Origin of the sequence: Metabacillus niabensis (assembly GCF_020524345.1) — a bacterium.
GTDB classification, from domain to species: domain Bacteria; phylum Bacillota; class Bacilli; order Bacillales; family Bacillaceae; genus Metabacillus; species Metabacillus niabensis_B.
Genome location: NZ_JAIVLH010000003.1, coordinates 197,924 through 216,041, shown reverse-complemented (window position 1 = coordinate 216,041; position 18,118 = coordinate 197,924). Strand labels below are relative to the sequence as shown.

The following is an 18,118-nucleotide window of genomic DNA, read 5'->3' as shown; positions in this document are numbered from 1 at the left end:
TATCATTGGTCATTCTTTTTTTGATTTACAGATACCAATTTGTTTGGTCGAGAAGGGAAAAAGTAACTGTTATAAGCAAAAAGATGTTTTAAAAAAAGTTTTTGAAAACGCTTTAAAAGTAGTTGTTAAAACACAAGATATGTCACATTCACCTCCTATTAATGCAATATAAACTATAGGATAATGAAAGCGTAATCAATAAAAGGTTATTTGGAGTCATAAAAGAGATAAAAAGGTAGATGTCAAAAGACCTGATAAGTATGAATTAATTAAGACTGCTTTTAATAGGAGGGGAAATGATGAAACAGGAAGTAATCGAAAAAAGTGTACCTATTTCAAATCCACAAAAAATAGTAAGAAAGACAGCTTTAAGACAGGCTCTGAAGCCGATTATGTATATGCTTCCGGCTCTAGTCATTTATATAGCTGTTATTGTAATACCAACTTTCTATACTTTGTATCTTAGTTTCTTTGAATGGAATGGTGTTTCGGCAGAGAAAATTTTTGTGGGTTTCGGAAATTATATTAACTTATTCACAAATGATACGGTATTTGCAAAAGGGTTAAAAAACAATATTATCTGGACGGTCTTGTCATTAGTTTTTAGCATGGGATTTGCCCTTTTACTAGCAATACTTTTAAACAAAAGCTTTAAAGGTAGAGCATTGTTTAGAGCGGTTTTCTACTTTCCTTTTATTCTCTCAAATATCGTAGTAGCTATTATCTGGGTATGGATTTACCACCCAAATATGGGGTTAATTAATGAACTACTTAATAAAGTAGGCATTGAAAGTATCCCTTGGTTAGCAGATCCGAAAATAGCGTTATATGCTGTATTTATCGCAGCGACTTGGCAACATGTAGGAAGTTCAATGGTTATTTTCTTAGCAGGATTACAATCAATGTCAAAGGAGCCGTTTGAAGCAGCAAAAGTAGACGGAGCTAATAGTTTTCAAGCGTTTTATAATATCACATTACCGCTATTGCGTGAAACATTTATAATCGTTTTTGCTACAACGTTATTTTACTCAATGAGAGTTTTCGATATTATTTATGCGATGACTGGCGGTGGACCGTCTCATAGTACACAAGTATTAGCTTCATGGATGTATTATCAAGGATTTACTTTAAATAATGTTGGAACAGGTTCGGCTATCTCTATGGTTTTATTATTCTTAGTTATGATCATTGCTGTGCCATATATTTTATGGCAAGGTAAAAAATCGCATGTATAAGAAGGAGTGTGAAAAAGTTGAAGCCATCTAAATTATTATTTTATATCTTCATTATATCGTTTGCTTTGGTTTGGTTAATACCCGTGTTCTTTCTATTCTTAACTTCCTTAAAATCAAATGGTGACTTATTTAGTAATTCCTTATTTGCTTTACCAGAAGAATTTAAATGGGGAAATTTTGTGGAAGCATGGAAAGAAGGAAATTTAGGGATGTATATGAAAAATAGTTTGTTCATCTCTTTAATTAAAGTTCCGCTAGGAATATTTGTGGCTGCGTTAGCGGCGTTTGGCCTAACTCGCCTTAACTTTAAATGGGAAAAACCTGTGTATTTGTTTATTATCTTAGGAATGACAATCCCATTTCAAGCTTGTTTAGTCCCATTGGTTATGTTGTTAAATAAGGTGAATCTAATGGATACACACGTTGGATTAATCTTGATTTATATAGGTTTTGGTATTCCATTTGCAACGCTAATTTTATACGGATTCTTTAAAGGAATTCCTAATGAATTGGATGAGGCAGCTAGAATTGATGGGTGCAGTGATCTCATACTATTCTTGAGAATTATCTTACCGGTGGCATTACCAGCCATTTCTACATTAATCATCTTAGACTTTTTGGCAACGTGGAATGAATTCCTGTTAGCTCAAATCTTCTTGACGTCTGATGAACTCAAAACAGTTACAACAGGAATCATGTCATTTAAAGGTGAGTATTCTACAAATTACCCGTTGATGATGGCAGGCGTTTTATTATCAGTTTTACCTGTTCTTCTCGTCTATGTTATCTTCCAGAAGCATTTTGTAAATGGCTTTGGTGGAGCTGTAAAAGGTTAACTTGTTTTCTTTTATTTGATTAAAAGTAATAGAATATGAAAGGTCGGTATTCTATTACTTATTAATAACTTTTTAAAGAAAGGATGGTAGTTTTATGAGTTTTATAAAAAAACAGGGGGAAATTCACATGAAAAGATTTTTTTCACTTACCATGATTACAGTTTTAGTTCTATCGCTATTAAGTGCATGTAGTTCAAATGGAAATGAAAGCGCTAATAGTAGTGAATCTGGCGACAAAATTACGGTTGAATTTTGGGGTCTTGATACTCAGAAACGTATATATGAAACAGTTGTTGAGGAGTTTGAAAAAGAGAATCCTGAAATTGACATCAATTATTCGACTAGAACCGTTGATGCTCATAAAGAGGGGTTAAAAGTTGCTGCTTCTTCTGATACACTTCCGGATATCTGGTTTAACTGGGGAGGAACATTAGGTTCGTTCTATCCTGAAAATGGGTTAACACTTGATTTAACAGAATATGCTGAGCAAGGAAACTGGAATGAATTATATTTAGAGACTGCACTTGAATTAACGAAGTATGAAGGCCAAATTACTGGAGTACCTACAAAACTTGCAGGCTTAGGTATTTTCTATAGAAAAGATATTTTCGAAGATTTAGGTATTGAGATACCAACAACATTTGAAGAATTTGAAGCTGTTATGGCGGAGTTAAAAGAAAATAATGTTACTCCTGTTTCAGTTGGTGGGAAATTTGGTTGGCATACGATGAGATTTACTGAAGCTGTTTTAGAGCATTATGCTGGACCAGAATTAAAAGATCAATTAATTAATCTAGAAGAATCTTGGGACAATCAAGCAGTTGAGCAAACGTATGCAAAATTGAAAGAGTGGGAAGGAAAAGGATATTTTCCAACAGGATTTATTACAGCTGACCCAAATGAAGCAAAGATGCCATTTTACAGTGGAGATGCTGCAATGCTTTTAGAAGGACCTTGGTTTGATACCACTGCAACAGAAGATGAGTTTGATTTAGACAAAATAGGCGTATTTCCATTCCCGACTGATCAAAAACCTCAAAGGGTTTCTAGTTTTGTTGAGATGCTCCAAATAAATGGTAATTCATCGAAAGAAGTACAAGATGCTGCAGTAAAGTTTGCAGAATTCGCAACATCTAAGGAAGTAATCGATCAAAATAAAGATAATTATGATTTTCCTGTCGCAGCAGCTGGGGTAGAAATTCCAGAAGAATTTCCTAATGTACCTACACTTGTAGATGCCCTTGATGAAGGAGCATTTGTCATCACTGACCAGGCATTACCGCAAGAGCTGGTGGTTAAGTTTTTTGAAGCACAAGATAATGTCATAACTGGTGAATTTACACCAAAAGAAGCTGCAGAATTTTTACAAAAATCAGCAGAAGAGGTTAAATAGTTAACTATTGAAAGAAATAAAAAGGAACAATCACTTAACTAGTGCCTGTTCCTTTTCAATTTACATGTACTTTACCTTATCATTCTGGGGGGGAATTTAAAGATGAATAAACAAAAGAGTGTTGAGTGTTGGGAGCGTTTTGAAGTTGAACTAGATGGTCCTGATCATGGGAATCCGTACGTAGACATTAAATTAAAAGCGACATTTAGTATTGGTAGTAGAGCCGTTACAGCAGATGGATTTTATGATGGGAACGGAAAATACAAGATACGATTTATGCCAGATACAGAAGGAGAATGGACGTTTACTACATCTAGTAATCATTCTTCATTAAATGAAAAAATAGGTTCATTTACGTGTACTCCTCCAGAGGGAAATAATCACGGACCAGTACAAGTAACAGATCAAACCCATTTTCAATATGCAGATGGAACACCATATTATCCATTTGGAACAACGGCCTATGTATGGAATCATCAAGGAGAAGAGCTTGGAAATCAAACGTTGGAATCATTAAAAAATGCTCCGTTTAATAAAATCCGTATGTGTGTTTTTCCAAAGCATTATGATTATAACCTTCATGAACCAGTTGATTTTGCTTTTGTAGGTTCTAAGGAGGAAGGTTTCGACTATACACAATTTAACCCTAATTTCTTCCATATACTAGAAAAACAGATTGATGACTTGCGTGATATAGGGATTGAAACGGATTTGATCATTTTCCATCCGTATGATCGATGGGGCTTTTCAGATATGGGACAAGAAGCAGATGATCGCTATTTAACCTATCTAGTAGCACGATTAGCATCTTTCCGTAATATATGGTGGTCATTTGCAAATGAATTTGATTTAATTAAAAGCAAAAAGATGGATGACTGGGATCGTTTCTTTAAACTTGTGCAGGAAAAAGATCCGGCTCAGCACTTAAGATCCATTCATAACTGGCACCACCCAACCATTCATTATCGTAATAATAACCATTGGTATGATCATAATAAGCCATGGGTAACACACGCTAGTATCCAGCATCCTGATATGTTCTTTATGAAAGAGTGGCGTGAAACTTTCCGAAAACCGATTATTAATGATGAATGTCGTTATGAAGGGGATATCAACCATGGATGGGGAAATATTACAGCCGAAAAAATGGTGGAACTATTTTGGGATGGTGTGTGTAGTGGCGGATACGTGACACATGGAGAAACATACATGCATCCAGAAGGAATTATCTGGTGGTCTCATGGTGGGAAGCTACATGGAGAAAGTCCGGAAAGGATTGCCTTCTTAAGAAATATCGTAGAAGAAGGTCCCTCAAAAAGATTAACTCCTATTGATTTTAGCTGGGATGTTTCTGCGGGGATCATTGACGATGAATATATCTTAGTTTATTTCGGACAAAGTAGGCCTTCGTTTAAACAATTACCTCTTCCAAAGGGTAATCAATATAAGGTTGAGTTAATTGATACCTGGGAAATGTCTATTACACCTTTAGGGGGGTTGTATACAGAGGAGAGTCCTATTGCCTTGCTTGGTAAACCGTATATGGCTTTAAGAATAACGAAGGTCTTTTCATAAGTAGATAATATAATAAGGAGGATGATTAATGGGATTGACCATATAATCTTCCTCCTTATTTCATTCTGCATAATTATTGTAAGAAAATACAATATAAAATCTTAAAGATAAAATGGAGTTTAAAAAGACAGAGCGCTTTTCTAAAAGATTGTTGTTTTATATAGACAAGTTCATTGACGATAACCATTTAAAGTTGTTTGGAGCGGAAATCAACCCCTCTCCAATACTTGGTATAAAGCGACAAAGTTTGAGAAAACGAAAGGCAAAGAGCACAAGAATTAGAACTCTTTGTCTAACTAGGTACTTTACTAAGTTATGCCCTAATATAAATCCGGGCATGTGGTTGTTTTTTAATAAGATAAGAAAGTATAAATTTTTGTACTTAGTTTTGGTGTCCAGCTCCGGCGCCTATCAAACTACAAATCATCTCCCTACGATAAGTCAACATCGGCTCGCTTCGCTTACCGTGTTTCCTTTATCTCAGTCGATGCTTCTCCAGTTTGTACGGCGATGACCAAGGCGCTTGCGCTTTTCTTAATCATCTAAAGCCTTACATGACTTTCTTATGATTAAATCTGTATCAACAAAAATTTTAATTTTATCTGTATCATTGTGGTCGATTTCTCTAATTAACTGTTCAATCGCTAGTAATGCTATTTTGTCCTTTTTGACATGTATGGTTGTAAGCTCTGGAGTGATAACTTGAGATTCAAAAATATTATCGAAGCCGATAATTGAAATATCTTCTGGCACCTTAACTCCTAGTTCACTTAAGGATTTTATTGTACTAATGGCCATATAATCAGCTTCACAGAACAAAGCTGTTGGTAATTTATTAAGGCGGTTTTTTATTTTATCTTTAAAAACCTCTTGTGACGAAATGACAGTTGGTGAAATGGAGAAAAAGTTATTTTCATTAATTCTTAAATGACTATCAGATATGGCTTGGAGAAATCCCTTTTTTCTCATGTCAAAGTTGTACATTCTTGATTGTGATTCCACATATCCAATGTTTTGATGCCCTAATTCCACTAAGTATTTTCCTGCTTGATATGCTCCGTAAACGTTATTCATCACAACAAAATTTACATCTAACGTTTCGAAACTAGTATCTAGTACAACTAAATTTGGTTGTATAGAAGAAACAAGTTTAATTTGTTCGGGTCTTAAGTTAGTACCTAGTAACAAAATCCCGGCTGATTTTTGTTCCCTCTCAAGTCTGGATATTTCTTCATCTAGTTTATCTATATTTATTGATGAAACAATAAGTGAATATCCGCTAGCACTTATTTGCTTTTCAATATTATTAATTAATTCTGTGAAAAATGGAAGTGATTCATATTGTTCTGTAACGATGCCTTCGTTCGTACACGCAACAAACCTTAAAAGCTTTGAATTTGATTGGAAATATTGATCAGCCTTTATTATTGGGCGGGGAATATATCCATGCTCCTGGGCGATTTTTAATATTTTGTCACGAGTTTCTTGACTCACCCCAGGTTTTCCGTTTAACGCTAAAGAAACAGCAGACTTAGAAACGTTTGCTAATTTAGCGATATCATCTATTTTCATAAAAAGGTACACCTACTTAAAGTTAGTCTATTTTGTTGGATAAATTAATTAACCTAAATTATACCATAAGTTAAATTGTTTTAGTGGGAGTTTAGTTTCAAGACTACTAATAATAAAAAACCTATTTCCTATTCTGCAGGAAAGGAAACAGGTTTAATTGTTATCCGTAATGTAATTTTAATTTAGCGTACATATCTTGTAATGTAAAAGTAGCATCAACAAAATGATACCAACGAATCAAGCGCTCTTTTTGATAGTGAACATATCGCATATCAGAAGTTATTCTAGGTGCAGGCTTCATCTCGTATCCATATTGATGATCATCTAAAAGTAAACTAACGATTGGAGAGTCTCCTAAATGCCACATTTCGCCTTTTGGCCATCCTTCAAAACTTTTAGGATCAATTTCCTTACCAGCCTGTTTAGCATGTTCGATCATATTAGGAATATATTTATCTACCATGTCAAAGTTAAAGTCTATTAGTTGTTGATACAGGTATGCACCAATTTCTCCGTATGGTTTTACATTAACAGCTAATTCTGCAATGCTCACACGCATAAGCTTATAAACGTTTTGTGGTATGACCCATAATGGAATAGGTGAACGGAAAATGACATTTGCTGCATTGATATCATTCATTAAGTTAAATTCAAATTCTCCTTCCGGCCAGGCACCACCGCCAATCCAAAGTGCTGTCAGGTTGTCTGCTATTGCAGGTTCCTTCATGTAGGCTGCTGCTAAATCAGTGACAGGTCCTAAGAATGCAACATATAAAGGACTTTGATCATCCTTCATTGCTTCACGGATAATGAAATCAGCACCTTCTGATAATTGAGGTGTCTCTTCATCAGGCATTGCATTTACTGCTCCTTTATATACATTTACCTCGTCTTGAAGATTCATAATATCTAAAACCTTGATCACTTCTTCATAGCTTTCTTCCATCGAATAATCTGTTCGGTGTTTACCGAAATGGGCAGCTATTATCCCATTAATTTTGAAACGAGGTGTTAATAATGCGTGCACAATTGCAAATTGATCATCAGCTTCATTTTTAGCATCCGTATTAATAATTAAACGAATTTTCTTGGATTCAGGAATATCAAATGGGTGTTTCATAGATAAATCCCCCTTTAGAGTACGTTATATATAAATTTTAACAGTGGATGTTAGCGCATTCAATAAAAATATTTAGTTTTAATAACGATATTTTAGTTGATATTTATAATATATTAACTAAAAAAACAGGAAATATGTTGAGTGTAGCATTTTGAATATTATATAATGTAAAAAAATAAAGGTATTTACGTAAAAAAATTTATGAAATTTAAGCTCTTTCATGAAAAAATGGTAGCGTTTTTAAATAGTTATAAGAAAATTCCGTCAATTAGTGTATAATAAAAAACACTCAGTTATGCATGGGTATTTTTACCTTGTTTGTGATTGATTCTATTACTCGGGGGCTTAAGCAATGCAAAAGATGAAACCAGTCTTTAACTCCTTACTTTTTAAACTATTCTTGGCAGTTTTTGCAGTAATTGGGCCGCTTCTCATCGTGTTAGTGGTCAATCAATTTTATTCGGTATCTGTTATCCGTAACCAAGTAGCTCAATCGAATAAAAATATGTTGAATATATATATGGGTGAAATAGACCGAAATCTAGAAATCGTTGAAAAATATCTCTATCAACTTTCTCAAGATAATAGTGATTTAACTTATTATCAATCGAGAGAGCAGCATGATTTTAATGAGTTTCTTCAAGCGAAGCTTCGTTTGAATAATACCTTACACTCTAATGCGGATTTTTACGGAGCTATCGATTCTGTTTTTGTATACACAAGTGCTTATGATGACTTTTTAAATACACAAACATTTGGAAGAAATTTATTGGAAAGAGATTCAGCTAAAAGTGAAATTTTACAATTCATTAAGACAAAGCCAGAACCACTTCAATATGGTCATTGGAGAATACTAGAAGGGAAGAAACGGAATTATCTTTTATATTATATTAAAAATGAAAATGTATATGTGGGTGCTTGGGTTGATATTGACAAGTTAATCATACCTTTTAAGCATCTTGATTTTGACGACACGGGTAGGGCTTTAATAGCGAATTCTTCATTTGAACCTTTAACAAGTATATGGTTCGTAGAAAGAGAAGGGATTGATATTTCATTTGAAGAAAATATGTATGCGGTTTCGGGTGAAAGTAAACCTTTTATTGTAATGAAGGAGCATTCGAATAAAGGTGATTTTTATTTAGTTGCACTAATCCCGGAAAGCAAGATCTTAGAACAATTACCCTTTCTACAGAAGATATCATCTGTTTTCTTAGTCATTGCGATACTGTTTCTATTATTCTTCATCTTTATCATGAGGAGAATATTTCTTCAACCAATTACTCAACTTGTGATTGCGATGAAAAAACTACGTAAGGGAAACTTAGGTATCAGACTTCCGGAACAGCATAGCTCCACAGAGTTTGTCGTTATGAATGAAACATTTAACCACATGATATCCGAAATTAAAGATTTGAAAATTAATATTTATGAAGAAAAATTGAATCATCAACGAGCAGAATTAAAACATTTACAGCTACAAATTAATCCACACTTTTTTCTTAACTCGTTAAATATTATTTATAATTTAGCAACGGTGAAGGATTATGCTGTTATACAAGAAATGGCAAAATGTTTAGCGAATTACTTCCGATTCATGTTTAAAAGTAATTCATATTTTGTTAGTTTAAAAGACGAAATCATGCATACTGACAATTATTTAAAAATTCAGCAGCTACGTTTTCCAGATACCTTTGTTTATACGATTCAAACTCCGACTGAATTAGCGGAGTGTAAAATACCTCCACTTATGATCCAAACCTTGGTTGAAAATTCAATTAAGCATGCGTTTACTATGGATGAATCAATCGAAATTTCTGTCTTAGTTGAACAAGAAAATAAAGATTTTATAAAAATAAAAGTTCAAGATACAGGTGAAGGCTTTGCTGAAGATATATTAGAAATATTGGAAAGAGATGAATCATTAACTACTGAGGAAGGCGAACGCATTGGTATTTGGAATTTAAAAAGAAGACTCTCATTGTTATATAAAGAAAAAACCGACATTCATTTTTCGAATGAACCTGGTAAAGGTGCAACTGTCCTGATGAGACTACCACTCGAAAACATTTCAATAGAGGGGGATCAATAATGAAAGAGTTTCAAGTGCTAATTGTTGATGATGAAGTTTACTCAATTAAAGGTGTTCAAGCTGGTGTCGATTGGAAAAAGCTAAATATCTCTACTATATTTACCGCTACAAGTATGGCAAAAGCACAAGAAGTATTTAAACATAATAAGATTGATCTTCTATTATGTGATATTGAAATGCCAAAAGGGTCTGGGCTCGATTTACTCAAGTGGGTTCGAGAAAATTATCCTGTAACAGAAGCTATCTTTTTAACCTGTCATTCAGATTTTACCTATGCAAAAAAAGCACTTCAATTAAATAGCTTTAATTATTTATTAAAGCCTGTAGATTATCAGGAACTTGGAGATGAAATTGAAAAAGCATTAGAAAAGATTCACAAGGAACAAAAAGAGCGAAAGATACGTGACTCATATCTTCAATATGAGAAATCTCACCGCTCTGTCGTTGAGGAGCGTTTTTGGTTAGATTTGATTCAACAAGTAGTTCCATCTTCTTTGACCAACATAAACCTGCATATGGAAAATTTCAATATTTCCTATACAAAATACAAATCCTTTTTACCAATACTTGTTCATATACAATCCTGGGAGGAAGAGCTTTCTGTTAAGGATGAAAAAGTGTTAGAGCTTGCCTTGAAAAATGGTGTGAAAGAAGCAATCGTCGGTCTTGATAGTGACATTCATGCCCCAATTATCACTTTAAATAGTGGACAAGTATTAATGATCCTTCCACAGATGGGGAAGGTAAATAAACATTATCTTGTGGAGAAATGTAATGATTTGATTTCCAAATTTTCATCGTTTTTTTCTTGTGAGTTATGTTGTTATATAGGTACACAAGTTCAAATTCAAGAAGTAGTAAGTATGGTTACTAAATTACTAGAACTTAATCGTAATAACGTAACGATGAATAATCAAACAATTGAATATAGAAATGTAGAAACAGGTGAATGTTCTGTTCCTCATATTCCAGTGGATGACTGGATTAACTTATTGAAGAAAGGTTTCTTTGAACAATTTGAAGAAGAGATTAGCGAGTATTTCAGCAATTGGAAAAAGGACAATAGTAACATTACTGCACAATCCCTTTATTTATTTTATCAAGATTTCCTGCAGGTAATTTTTTATGTATTGAAGGAAAAAGGGGTTCTAGCAAATGAGGTTTTTTCACAAAAGATTTTGATAGAAACACCTGAGAAGGTTCTTCGCTCCTTTAACACACTTCAGGAATGGGTTCTTTATATTGTGGATGTTGTTGCAAATAAAATGCAGTCTCCACAGAATAAAGGCTGTGTCGTAGAGATGGCGATTCAATTTATCAGCAACAATATTGGAGAACAAAGATTCTCTCGCCAAGACATTGCGAATCATGTCTATTTAAACCCAGATTATTTAACAAGAGTATTCAAAAAACAAACAGGGTTATCTATTTCAGATTATATGCAACAGCAGCGATTAGAATATGCAAAGAAATTACTAGAAGAAACAGATCTTCCTGTAAGTGAAGTTGCACTTAAAGCTGGATACTCTAATTTTTCCTATTTTTCAACACTCTTCAAAAAAACAGAAAATATATCTCCTGTTGAGTATCGAAAAGAAATGTCACATTAAGAGAAGTCGGAATAGTGAAAATAACTAGTCGTATTTTTAGTAAGTGGATGTTCTTCAATCATCTTATAATACAGATAGAAACAAAGAATGTAAGCGTTTTAATGATAGCGCTTTCTTGATTTGTTTTAGGTAATGAAAATAAAGGGGGAAAGAGAAAGAATGAAGAAAATGATGAAGATGCTCGTATTTTTGTTGATGACTGCATTAATAATGGTGGGTTGTTCTTCCAATGAAGAAAGTAGCACAAACGAGGATGGCTCATACGAAGTAGTCATGGCCTACATGAATTTTACAAATGTTAATGATATTGAGTTGGTTCAAGAAGAAATGAACAAAATTTCCAAAGAAAAGATTAATGCAACCGTAAAGCTAGTGCCAATAAGTGCAGGTGCATGGCAAGAGCAATCAAACTTATTGTTAACTGGTAGTGAAAAATTAGATCTTATTCTTTCGTCATCATTTTATGGCTATAATACGAATGCGATTAAAGGGCAATATCTACCTTTAGATGATTTACTTGAATCTCATGGTCAAGGAATTTTGGAAGTCATGCCAGAGCATATTTTAGAAGGTAATAGGGTTGACGGAAATATTTATGGTATTCCAAGTGTTCGTGACTGGGGAGCAAATTATGGCATCGCAATGAGGAAAGATATTATTGATAAATATAATATAGATCTTACTCAAATTAAAGAGTGGAAAGATTTAGAGAAAGTGTTCGCGATTGTTAAGGAAAATGAACCGACGATGACTCCATTAGTTAACACAGGTCTTTCACCAGTAGAAATGTTGATGGGTGGTAAATTTGATCAAATTGGAGATTATTTAGGAGTTATGCGTTTTGATGACCCTGGGAAAGTAGTTAACCTGTTCGAACAACCTGATTATGTAGAAAATGTCGAACTTGTAAGAGACTGGTATCAAAAAGGCTATATTTTAAAAGATGCGGCAACTTCAACTGAGGCATCCGTTAATATCGTTGCGGCTGGTAAAGGATTTGGTTATTTTAATAATTTGAAACCAGGCTATGATGTTCAAGAGTCGATAATTGCTGGTACTGAAATGGTCGTATTAGAATTTACTGAACCTTTTACATTTACAAGCGCATCAACAGGATTTAATTTGTCTATTTCAAAAAATACACGAAATAAAGAAAAAACGATGGAATTTTTAAATCTCCTATATACAGATGCTGATGTAATGAATTTATTAGCAAATGGTATTGAAGGGAAACACTATGTTGAAAATGATGAGGGCACAATTGAAATGCCAGAAGGTGTTACTGAATCTAATTATGTATTCAACGCATGGATGTTAGGTAATAACGCTTTAACTGATCCATGGGTAGGTAATCCTGCTAATTATTGGGAAATTATGAGTGAGTTTAATGAGTCTGCAATCATATCTCCTGCGTTTGGGTTTACATTTAACCCAGATCCTGTGAAGACAGAGATTGCTGCTGCGACAAACGTCTTAAATGAGTACCGTAGAGGGGTAGAATCTGGAACATTAGATCCGGATAAGAGTCTCCCTGATTTTAACGAAAAGCTAAAAGCAGCAGGGCTTGACAAAATCATGGCTGAAAAACAAAAACAATTTGATGAGTGGGAATCAAATAAATAATGAAATCAAATAAGGAGAACTAGCATACGTACTAGTTCTCTTTTTTAAAAAAGGGGGATTGAAATGTCACAAGCATCAGTCAAGCCATTAGAAACTAAAGTACAGGTAGTATCAGAGAAGAAAACAAAAACGAAAATGAAAAAATTTAAACGGTATCTGCCACTTTTTGTGATGATGCTACCAGGTCTTATTTATTTAATAATCAATAATTATATGCCAATGGCAGGTCTTGTCATTGCATTTAAGGACATTAACTACGCGGTTGGAATTTTTGCAAGTGATTGGATCGGATTTAAAAACTTTGAATATTTATTTAGCACGAGAGATGCGTATGTTATTACAAGAAATACCATCCTTTACAACGGCGGATTTATTATTTTAAATACTGTCATCGCACTTGCTGTTGCCATCATGTTAAATGAAATTAAAAACAAGTTTTTCAAAAGTTTTTACCAAAGTATCATTCTTCTTCCTTTCTTAATTTCAATGGTTATTGTAAGTTATCTAGGTTTATCTTTTTTAAGTGTAGACGTAGGATTCTTTAACAAAACACTTTTACCAATGTTAGGGTTAGAAGAAATTGCATGGTATTTTGAAGCGAAATATTGGCCATATATCTTAACGATTATCAATGTGTGGAAGGGCGTTGGGTTCTTATGCGTTATTTTCTTAGCAGCTATTGTGGGAATTAGCCATGAGTATTATGAAGCAGCTCAATTAGATGGAGCTTCAAAGCTTCAGCAAATTTGGAGCATCACTATTCCAAGTATTATGCCTGTCATTGTCATGATGACGCTACTTGCGATAGGCCGTATTTTCTACTCTGATTTCGGTTTATTCTATCAAGTACCGATGAACTCAGGGGCGATCTATGAGACAACAAATGTTATTGACACATATGTATATCGCGGTTTAATGCAGCTAGGTGATATCGGAATGTCAGCAGCAGCTGGTTTATATCAGTCAATCGTTGGATTTGTACTAGTCATATTCTCAAACTGGCTCGTTCGTTTACGCAATAAGGATAATGCGTTATTTTAAAATGGAGGTGGCACTAGATGTATAAATCTGATCGAATTACACAATGGGTATCACATATATTTCTTATTATTTTGACAATATCATGTCTAATTCCTTTCATTATTCTGATATCTTCTTCACTAACATCAGAAGAGTCGTTGTTAATTGATGGATATTCTTTCATTCCAAAAGAGTTTAGCTTAGCTGCATATGATTATTTATTAAATAACTTTGAAAGTATCGGAAGAGCATATGGTATCACAGTTTTTATCACGGTTTTTGGAACGACTGCCAGCCTAGCGATCACATCTCTATTAGCATATGCCATCTCAAGACGTGATTTACCATATCGGAACCTATTTGCATTTATCGTGTTCTTTACACTGTTGTTTAACGGCGGATTAGTACCGACATATCTTGTTTACACCGAAATATTCCATATGAAGAATACGATTTGGGCATTAATTGTTCCAGGATTATTAATGAATGGTTTTAACGTATTATTAATGAGAACATTCTTTATAACATCAATACCTGAACCTGTTATTGAGTCAGCAAGAATAGATGGTGCAGGTGAATTCAGAACATTCTTCTCGATCGTTCTTCCGTTGTCATTGCCAATTTTAGCTACGATTGGATTATTGCAAACAATTAACTATTGGAATGACTGGTTTAACGGGTTAGTGTACATTACGGACCCTTCACTATTTAGTATTCAGAATTTATTAAATAGAATGCTTCAGGATATTCAGTTCTTATCCTCAAGTGGTAATAACTTTGGTAGTAACGCAAGCTCAACATCTGCTTCAATTCCTACAACTGCAGTTCAAATGGCCATCGCTGTTATCGGTGTGTTGCCAATTCTGATTGCATATCCATTCTTCCAAAAGTATTTGGTAAAAGGTATTGCGATTGGGGCAGTAAAAGGTTAAACAATGTATATTGATATATATAAGGGCCCTCGTAGATATTGCTAGGGCCCTTTGTGAAAAGGAGAAAGGAACATAAGGAGGGACAAAATGGAAGGCTTAATGAAAGGTTTTTATACATTTTCCTTATGGGTTGCAAGGTTAGCTTACGTCAATATTCTTTGGATTTTCTTTACAATAGCAGGATTAGTGGTATTAGGTTTTTATCCTGCCACTACTGCTATGTTTGCTGTTGTTCGCAAATGGGTATTGGGCGATTGTGATATCCCCGTCTTTAAAACCTTCTGGTCAAATTATAAAAAGGAATTTGTAAAAAGTAACATACTAGGTATATTTATTAGTATTTTTGCATTTATTATGTATTCCAGTTTGAACATCATCAGTTCCGTAACGATTCCTCCTTTAAAGGTCTTATATATACCTAATGGACTTGTAACACTTTTATTTTTATTAACTGTTCTATATATTTTTCCGGTTTTCGTTCATTATGATGTGAAGTTAACGAAGGTTGCTAAAAATGCATTTATTATCATGACTATTAATCCGATTTCCACCTTTTGTATGGTCGTATTAACTGGATTTTTACTATTCATCATTTATAAATTTCCTGGGCTAATCCCATTCTTCAGTGGCAGTATGATTTCATTTTTGCTTATGTTTTTAAGTAACTATGCCTTTAACCGAGCTTCAAAAGTTGTTGAAATAAAATATTGAATAAGACCTAGCAACGTATACTTATATTTTATATTAGAAGAAAGTTATAGTAATAGAATAATATCTTAATGGAAAAGGAGAAGTAAAATGCCCATAAAATATGTTAAAAATGATGGAGGTCCTACTTTGGGATACTCTAGTAAATCAGGTGTCCAGATTCTTTATGTCGATGGAAAAGCATTTAAAGATTTAAATAAAGACGGCAAATTAGACAAATATGAAGACTGGCGTTTATCTGCAGAAGAACGTGCAAAAGATTTGGCTTCAAAAATGTCAGTTGCCCAAATTGCGGGATTAATGCTTTATAGTCGACATCAATCAATCCCTGCAGGCCAAGGGCCATTCCTGGGTACATATGGTGGCAATCCGTTTTTTGAAAGCGCTGCAAATCTAAGTGATCTATCAGATCAACAAAAGGAATTCCTTACAAATGATGATTTGAGACATGTATTAATTACTACGGTCGAAAGCCCTGAAGTGGCTGCACAATGGAATAATAATGCACAAGAATTAGTTGAGGGAATTGGGTTAGGTATCCCGATAAACACTAGCTCTGACCCTCGTCATGCTTCTGTTGCTAGCACAGAGTACAATGCTGGCGCGGGTGGCAAGATTTCAATGTGGCCAGAGACACTAGGTCTTGCAGCAACCTTTGATCCTGAAGTAACAGAAGAGTTTGGAAAAATTGCTTCAAAAGAATACAGAGCACTTGGTATTACAACAGCCTTATCGCCACAAATTGATATTGCAACAGATCCACGTTGGTCAAGATTTAATGGGACATTTGGTGAAGACCCGATTCTTTCAGCTGATCTAGCAAAAGCTTATGTAGATGGTTTTCAAACAACAGAGGACACCACTGATGGATGGGGAGAAGAAAGTGTAAACGCAATGGTTAAGCATTGGCCAGGTGGTGGCTCAGGAGAAGGCGGGAGAGATGCACACTGGGGTTACGGAAAGTTTGCCGTATACCCTGGAAACAATTTTGCAGACCATTTACTGCCGTTTACAGAAGGCGCCTTTAAACTCGCTGGAAAAACCGGCAAGGCTTCTGCAGTTATGCCATATTACACGATTTCAGTTGATCAAGACGATTTGAACGGTGAAAATGTCGGGAATTCATACAATAAATATCTCATCTCAGATCTTCTGAGAGACAAGTATGGGTATGATGGTGTCGTTTGTACTGACTGGCTAATTACTGGAGATGAACCAGATGCCGTTGATATTTTTGCAGGTAAACCATGGGGTGTAGAACACTTAACAGTTGCTGAACGCCATTATAAAGCTTTGATGGCGGGAGTTGACCAATTTGGTGGGAATAATGAGGCTGCTCCAATAATTGAAGCATATGAAATGGGTGTAAAAGAACATGGCGAAGAATTTATGCGTAAGCGCTTTGAAACATCAGCTGTTCGCTTATTATTAAATATTTTCCGACTAGGTCTATTTGAAAATCCATATGTGGAAGAAAGGGCAAATACAGTTGGAAATCCAGAATTTATGGAGAAGGGGTACGACGCGCAATTAAAGTCAATTGTAATGGTGAAAAATAAAAATCAACTTCTACCGTTAGTAAAAGGGAAGACGGTCTATATACCAAAACGCTACTTAGCTGCTGGAAAGAACTGGTTCGGTATAGAAATACCTGAAAAGTATGAATACCCATTTAATCTAGACGTGGTAAAAAAATATTTTAGCGTGACAGATAAACCTGATGAGGCAGATTTTGCGTTAGTTGGTATATCAAGTCCAGAGGGTGAGGGCTTCAGTAGAGAAGATGTGGAAAACGGTGGAACAGGATATGTTCCGATTAGCTTACAGTATGGAACGTATACGGCCAAATATGCCCGTGAAGAAAGTATTGCGGGCGATGTGAGAGATGTATTGGATCGAACGTACAAAGGGAAATCCTTTACCCCTCGAAATACAACTGATCTTGAGTTGGTACAAAAGACAAAAGAAGAGATGAAGGGTAAACCTGTTATTGTATCTCTACTTTTATCAAAACCTACTATAGTTGAGGAATTTGAAAGTAGCATCGATGCTCTCCTCTTAAACTTTGGCGTGCAGGACCAAGCTCTACTTGATATTTTAACTGGAGTTACAGAACCTTCAGGACTTCTTCCAATGCAGTTGCCAGCAAATATGAAGACTGTTGAAGAACAATACGAAGATGTACCACATGACATGGTATGTCACGTAGACACAGAAGGAAATGAATATGATTTTGCTTTTGGTCTAAATTGGAGGGGGGTCATTCAAGATGATCGAACAAAAAAATACAAAAAGATTCATAAAGTAAAAAACTAACCTAATAAGGAGAAGAGGAGGAATACTGTATAAGATATTTTACAAAGAATTCAGTTTTTGAGTAAGACTGCAGTAGAGAATGAAAG

General features: G+C 34.6%; 13 protein-coding genes. 11 read left to right on the top strand and 2 right to left on the bottom strand.

What is annotated here, in order from left to right; translation table 11 throughout:
- Window positions 1-299 precede the first annotated feature (299 nt).
- From LC095_RS05880 to LC095_RS05865, 4 genes are all read left to right on the top strand, one after another.
- Window positions 300-1,235, top strand: a complete 936-nt coding sequence (locus LC095_RS05880) for a carbohydrate ABC transporter permease (RefSeq protein WP_226527275.1) — start codon at window positions 300-302, stop codon at window positions 1,233-1,235.
- Window positions 1,236-1,243: 8 nt separating this feature from the next.
- The gene (locus LC095_RS05875) at window positions 1,244-2,071 is read left to right on the top strand and encodes a carbohydrate ABC transporter permease (protein WP_226527274.1); all 828 of its coding nucleotides are present in this window, start codon (window positions 1,244-1,246) and stop codon (window positions 2,069-2,071) included.
- A gap of 127 nt (window positions 2,072-2,198) precedes the next feature.
- Entirely contained in the window at window positions 2,199-3,464 is a 1,266-nt protein-coding gene (locus tag LC095_RS05870) for an ABC transporter substrate-binding protein (protein WP_226527273.1), read from the top strand.
- 102 nt (window positions 3,465-3,566) lie between these two features.
- The gene (locus LC095_RS05865) at window positions 3,567-5,039 is read left to right on the top strand and encodes a DUF5060 domain-containing protein (RefSeq protein WP_226527272.1); all 1,473 of its coding nucleotides are present in this window, start codon (window positions 3,567-3,569) and stop codon (window positions 5,037-5,039) included.
- A gap of 534 nt (window positions 5,040-5,573) precedes the next feature.
- On the opposite strand, the gene LC095_RS05860 is transcribed toward LC095_RS05865, so the two are convergent.
- Together LC095_RS05860 and LC095_RS05855 are read right to left on the bottom strand one after the other, a co-directional pair.
- Window positions 5,574-6,611: a LacI family DNA-binding transcriptional regulator gene (locus tag LC095_RS05860; protein WP_226527271.1), complete on the bottom strand. Its 1,038-nt coding sequence runs from the start codon at window positions 6,609-6,611 to the stop codon at window positions 5,574-5,576.
- A gap of 160 nt (window positions 6,612-6,771) precedes the next feature.
- Window positions 6,772-7,731: a nucleoside hydrolase gene (locus LC095_RS05855; protein ID WP_226527270.1), complete on the bottom strand. Its 960-nt coding sequence runs from the start codon at window positions 7,729-7,731 to the stop codon at window positions 6,772-6,774.
- Between the two features lie 352 nt (window positions 7,732-8,083).
- On the opposite strand from LC095_RS05855, the gene LC095_RS05850 reads away from it, so the two are divergent.
- The 7 genes from LC095_RS05850 (at window position 8,084) to LC095_RS05820 (ending at window position 18,032) form a co-directional block, all read left to right on the top strand.
- Window positions 8,084-9,823 carry a sensor histidine kinase gene (locus LC095_RS05850; protein ID WP_226527269.1) on the top strand — a complete coding sequence of 580 codons (1,740 nt, stop codon included), beginning with the start codon at window positions 8,084-8,086 and terminating at the stop codon, window positions 9,821-9,823.
- Window positions 9,823-11,433 carry a helix-turn-helix domain-containing protein gene (locus LC095_RS05845; protein WP_226527268.1) on the top strand — a complete coding sequence of 537 codons (1,611 nt, stop codon included), beginning with the start codon at window positions 9,823-9,825 and terminating at the stop codon, window positions 11,431-11,433. Before LC095_RS05850 ends, LC095_RS05845 begins: the two co-directional genes overlap by 1 nt.
- Before the next feature lie 159 nt (window positions 11,434-11,592).
- A complete protein-coding gene (locus LC095_RS05840) occupies window positions 11,593-13,056 on the top strand; it encodes an ABC transporter substrate-binding protein (RefSeq protein WP_226527267.1) in 1,464 nt (487 codons plus the stop codon).
- 135 nt (window positions 13,057-13,191) lie between these two features.
- The gene (locus LC095_RS05835) at window positions 13,192-14,097 is read left to right on the top strand and encodes an ABC transporter permease (RefSeq protein ID WP_226527354.1); all 906 of its coding nucleotides are present in this window, start codon (window positions 13,192-13,194) and stop codon (window positions 14,095-14,097) included.
- Between the two features lie 17 nt (window positions 14,098-14,114).
- Entirely contained in the window at window positions 14,115-15,008 is an 894-nt protein-coding gene (locus LC095_RS05830) for a carbohydrate ABC transporter permease (RefSeq protein ID WP_226527266.1), read from the top strand.
- Between the two features lie 87 nt (window positions 15,009-15,095).
- Window positions 15,096-15,719 carry a YesL family protein gene (locus tag LC095_RS05825; protein ID WP_226527265.1) on the top strand — a complete coding sequence of 208 codons (624 nt, stop codon included), beginning with the start codon at window positions 15,096-15,098 and terminating at the stop codon, window positions 15,717-15,719.
- Window positions 15,720-15,806: 87 nt separating this feature from the next.
- Window positions 15,807-18,032, top strand: coding sequence for a glycoside hydrolase family 3 protein (locus tag LC095_RS05820; protein ID WP_226527264.1), 2,226 nt, complete (start codon window positions 15,807-15,809; stop codon window positions 18,030-18,032).
- The last annotated feature ends 86 nt before the right edge of the window (window positions 18,033-18,118 follow it).

Excerpts from the sequence above, each read along its gene's own strand:
- LC095_RS05880 (WP_226527275.1), top strand. The coding sequence starts at position 300 with ATGAAACAGGAAGTAATCGAAAAAAGTGTACCTATTTCAAATCCACAA.
- LC095_RS05870 (WP_226527273.1), top strand. The coding sequence starts at position 2,199 with ATGAAAAGATTTTTTTCACTTACCATGATTACAGTTTTAGTTCTATCG.
- LC095_RS05865 (WP_226527272.1), top strand. The coding sequence starts at position 3,567 with ATGAATAAACAAAAGAGTGTTGAGTGTTGGGAGCGTTTTGAAGTTGAA.
- LC095_RS05860 (WP_226527271.1), bottom strand. The coding sequence starts at position 6,611 with ATGAAAATAGATGATATCGCTAAATTAGCAAACGTTTCTAAGTCTGCT.
- LC095_RS05855 (WP_226527270.1), bottom strand. The coding sequence starts at position 7,731 with ATGAAACACCCATTTGATATTCCTGAATCCAAGAAAATTCGTTTAATT.
- LC095_RS05850 (WP_226527269.1), top strand. The coding sequence starts at position 8,084 with ATGCAAAAGATGAAACCAGTCTTTAACTCCTTACTTTTTAAACTATTC.
- LC095_RS05845 (WP_226527268.1), top strand. The coding sequence starts at position 9,823 with ATGAAAGAGTTTCAAGTGCTAATTGTTGATGATGAAGTTTACTCAATT.
- LC095_RS05840 (WP_226527267.1), top strand. The coding sequence starts at position 11,593 with ATGAAGAAAATGATGAAGATGCTCGTATTTTTGTTGATGACTGCATTA.
- LC095_RS05835 (WP_226527354.1), top strand. The coding sequence starts at position 13,192 with ATGAAAAAATTTAAACGGTATCTGCCACTTTTTGTGATGATGCTACCA.
- LC095_RS05830 (WP_226527266.1), top strand. The coding sequence starts at position 14,115 with ATGTATAAATCTGATCGAATTACACAATGGGTATCACATATATTTCTT.
- LC095_RS05825 (WP_226527265.1), top strand. The coding sequence starts at position 15,096 with ATGGAAGGCTTAATGAAAGGTTTTTATACATTTTCCTTATGGGTTGCA.
- LC095_RS05820 (WP_226527264.1), top strand. The coding sequence starts at position 15,807 with ATGCCCATAAAATATGTTAAAAATGATGGAGGTCCTACTTTGGGATAC.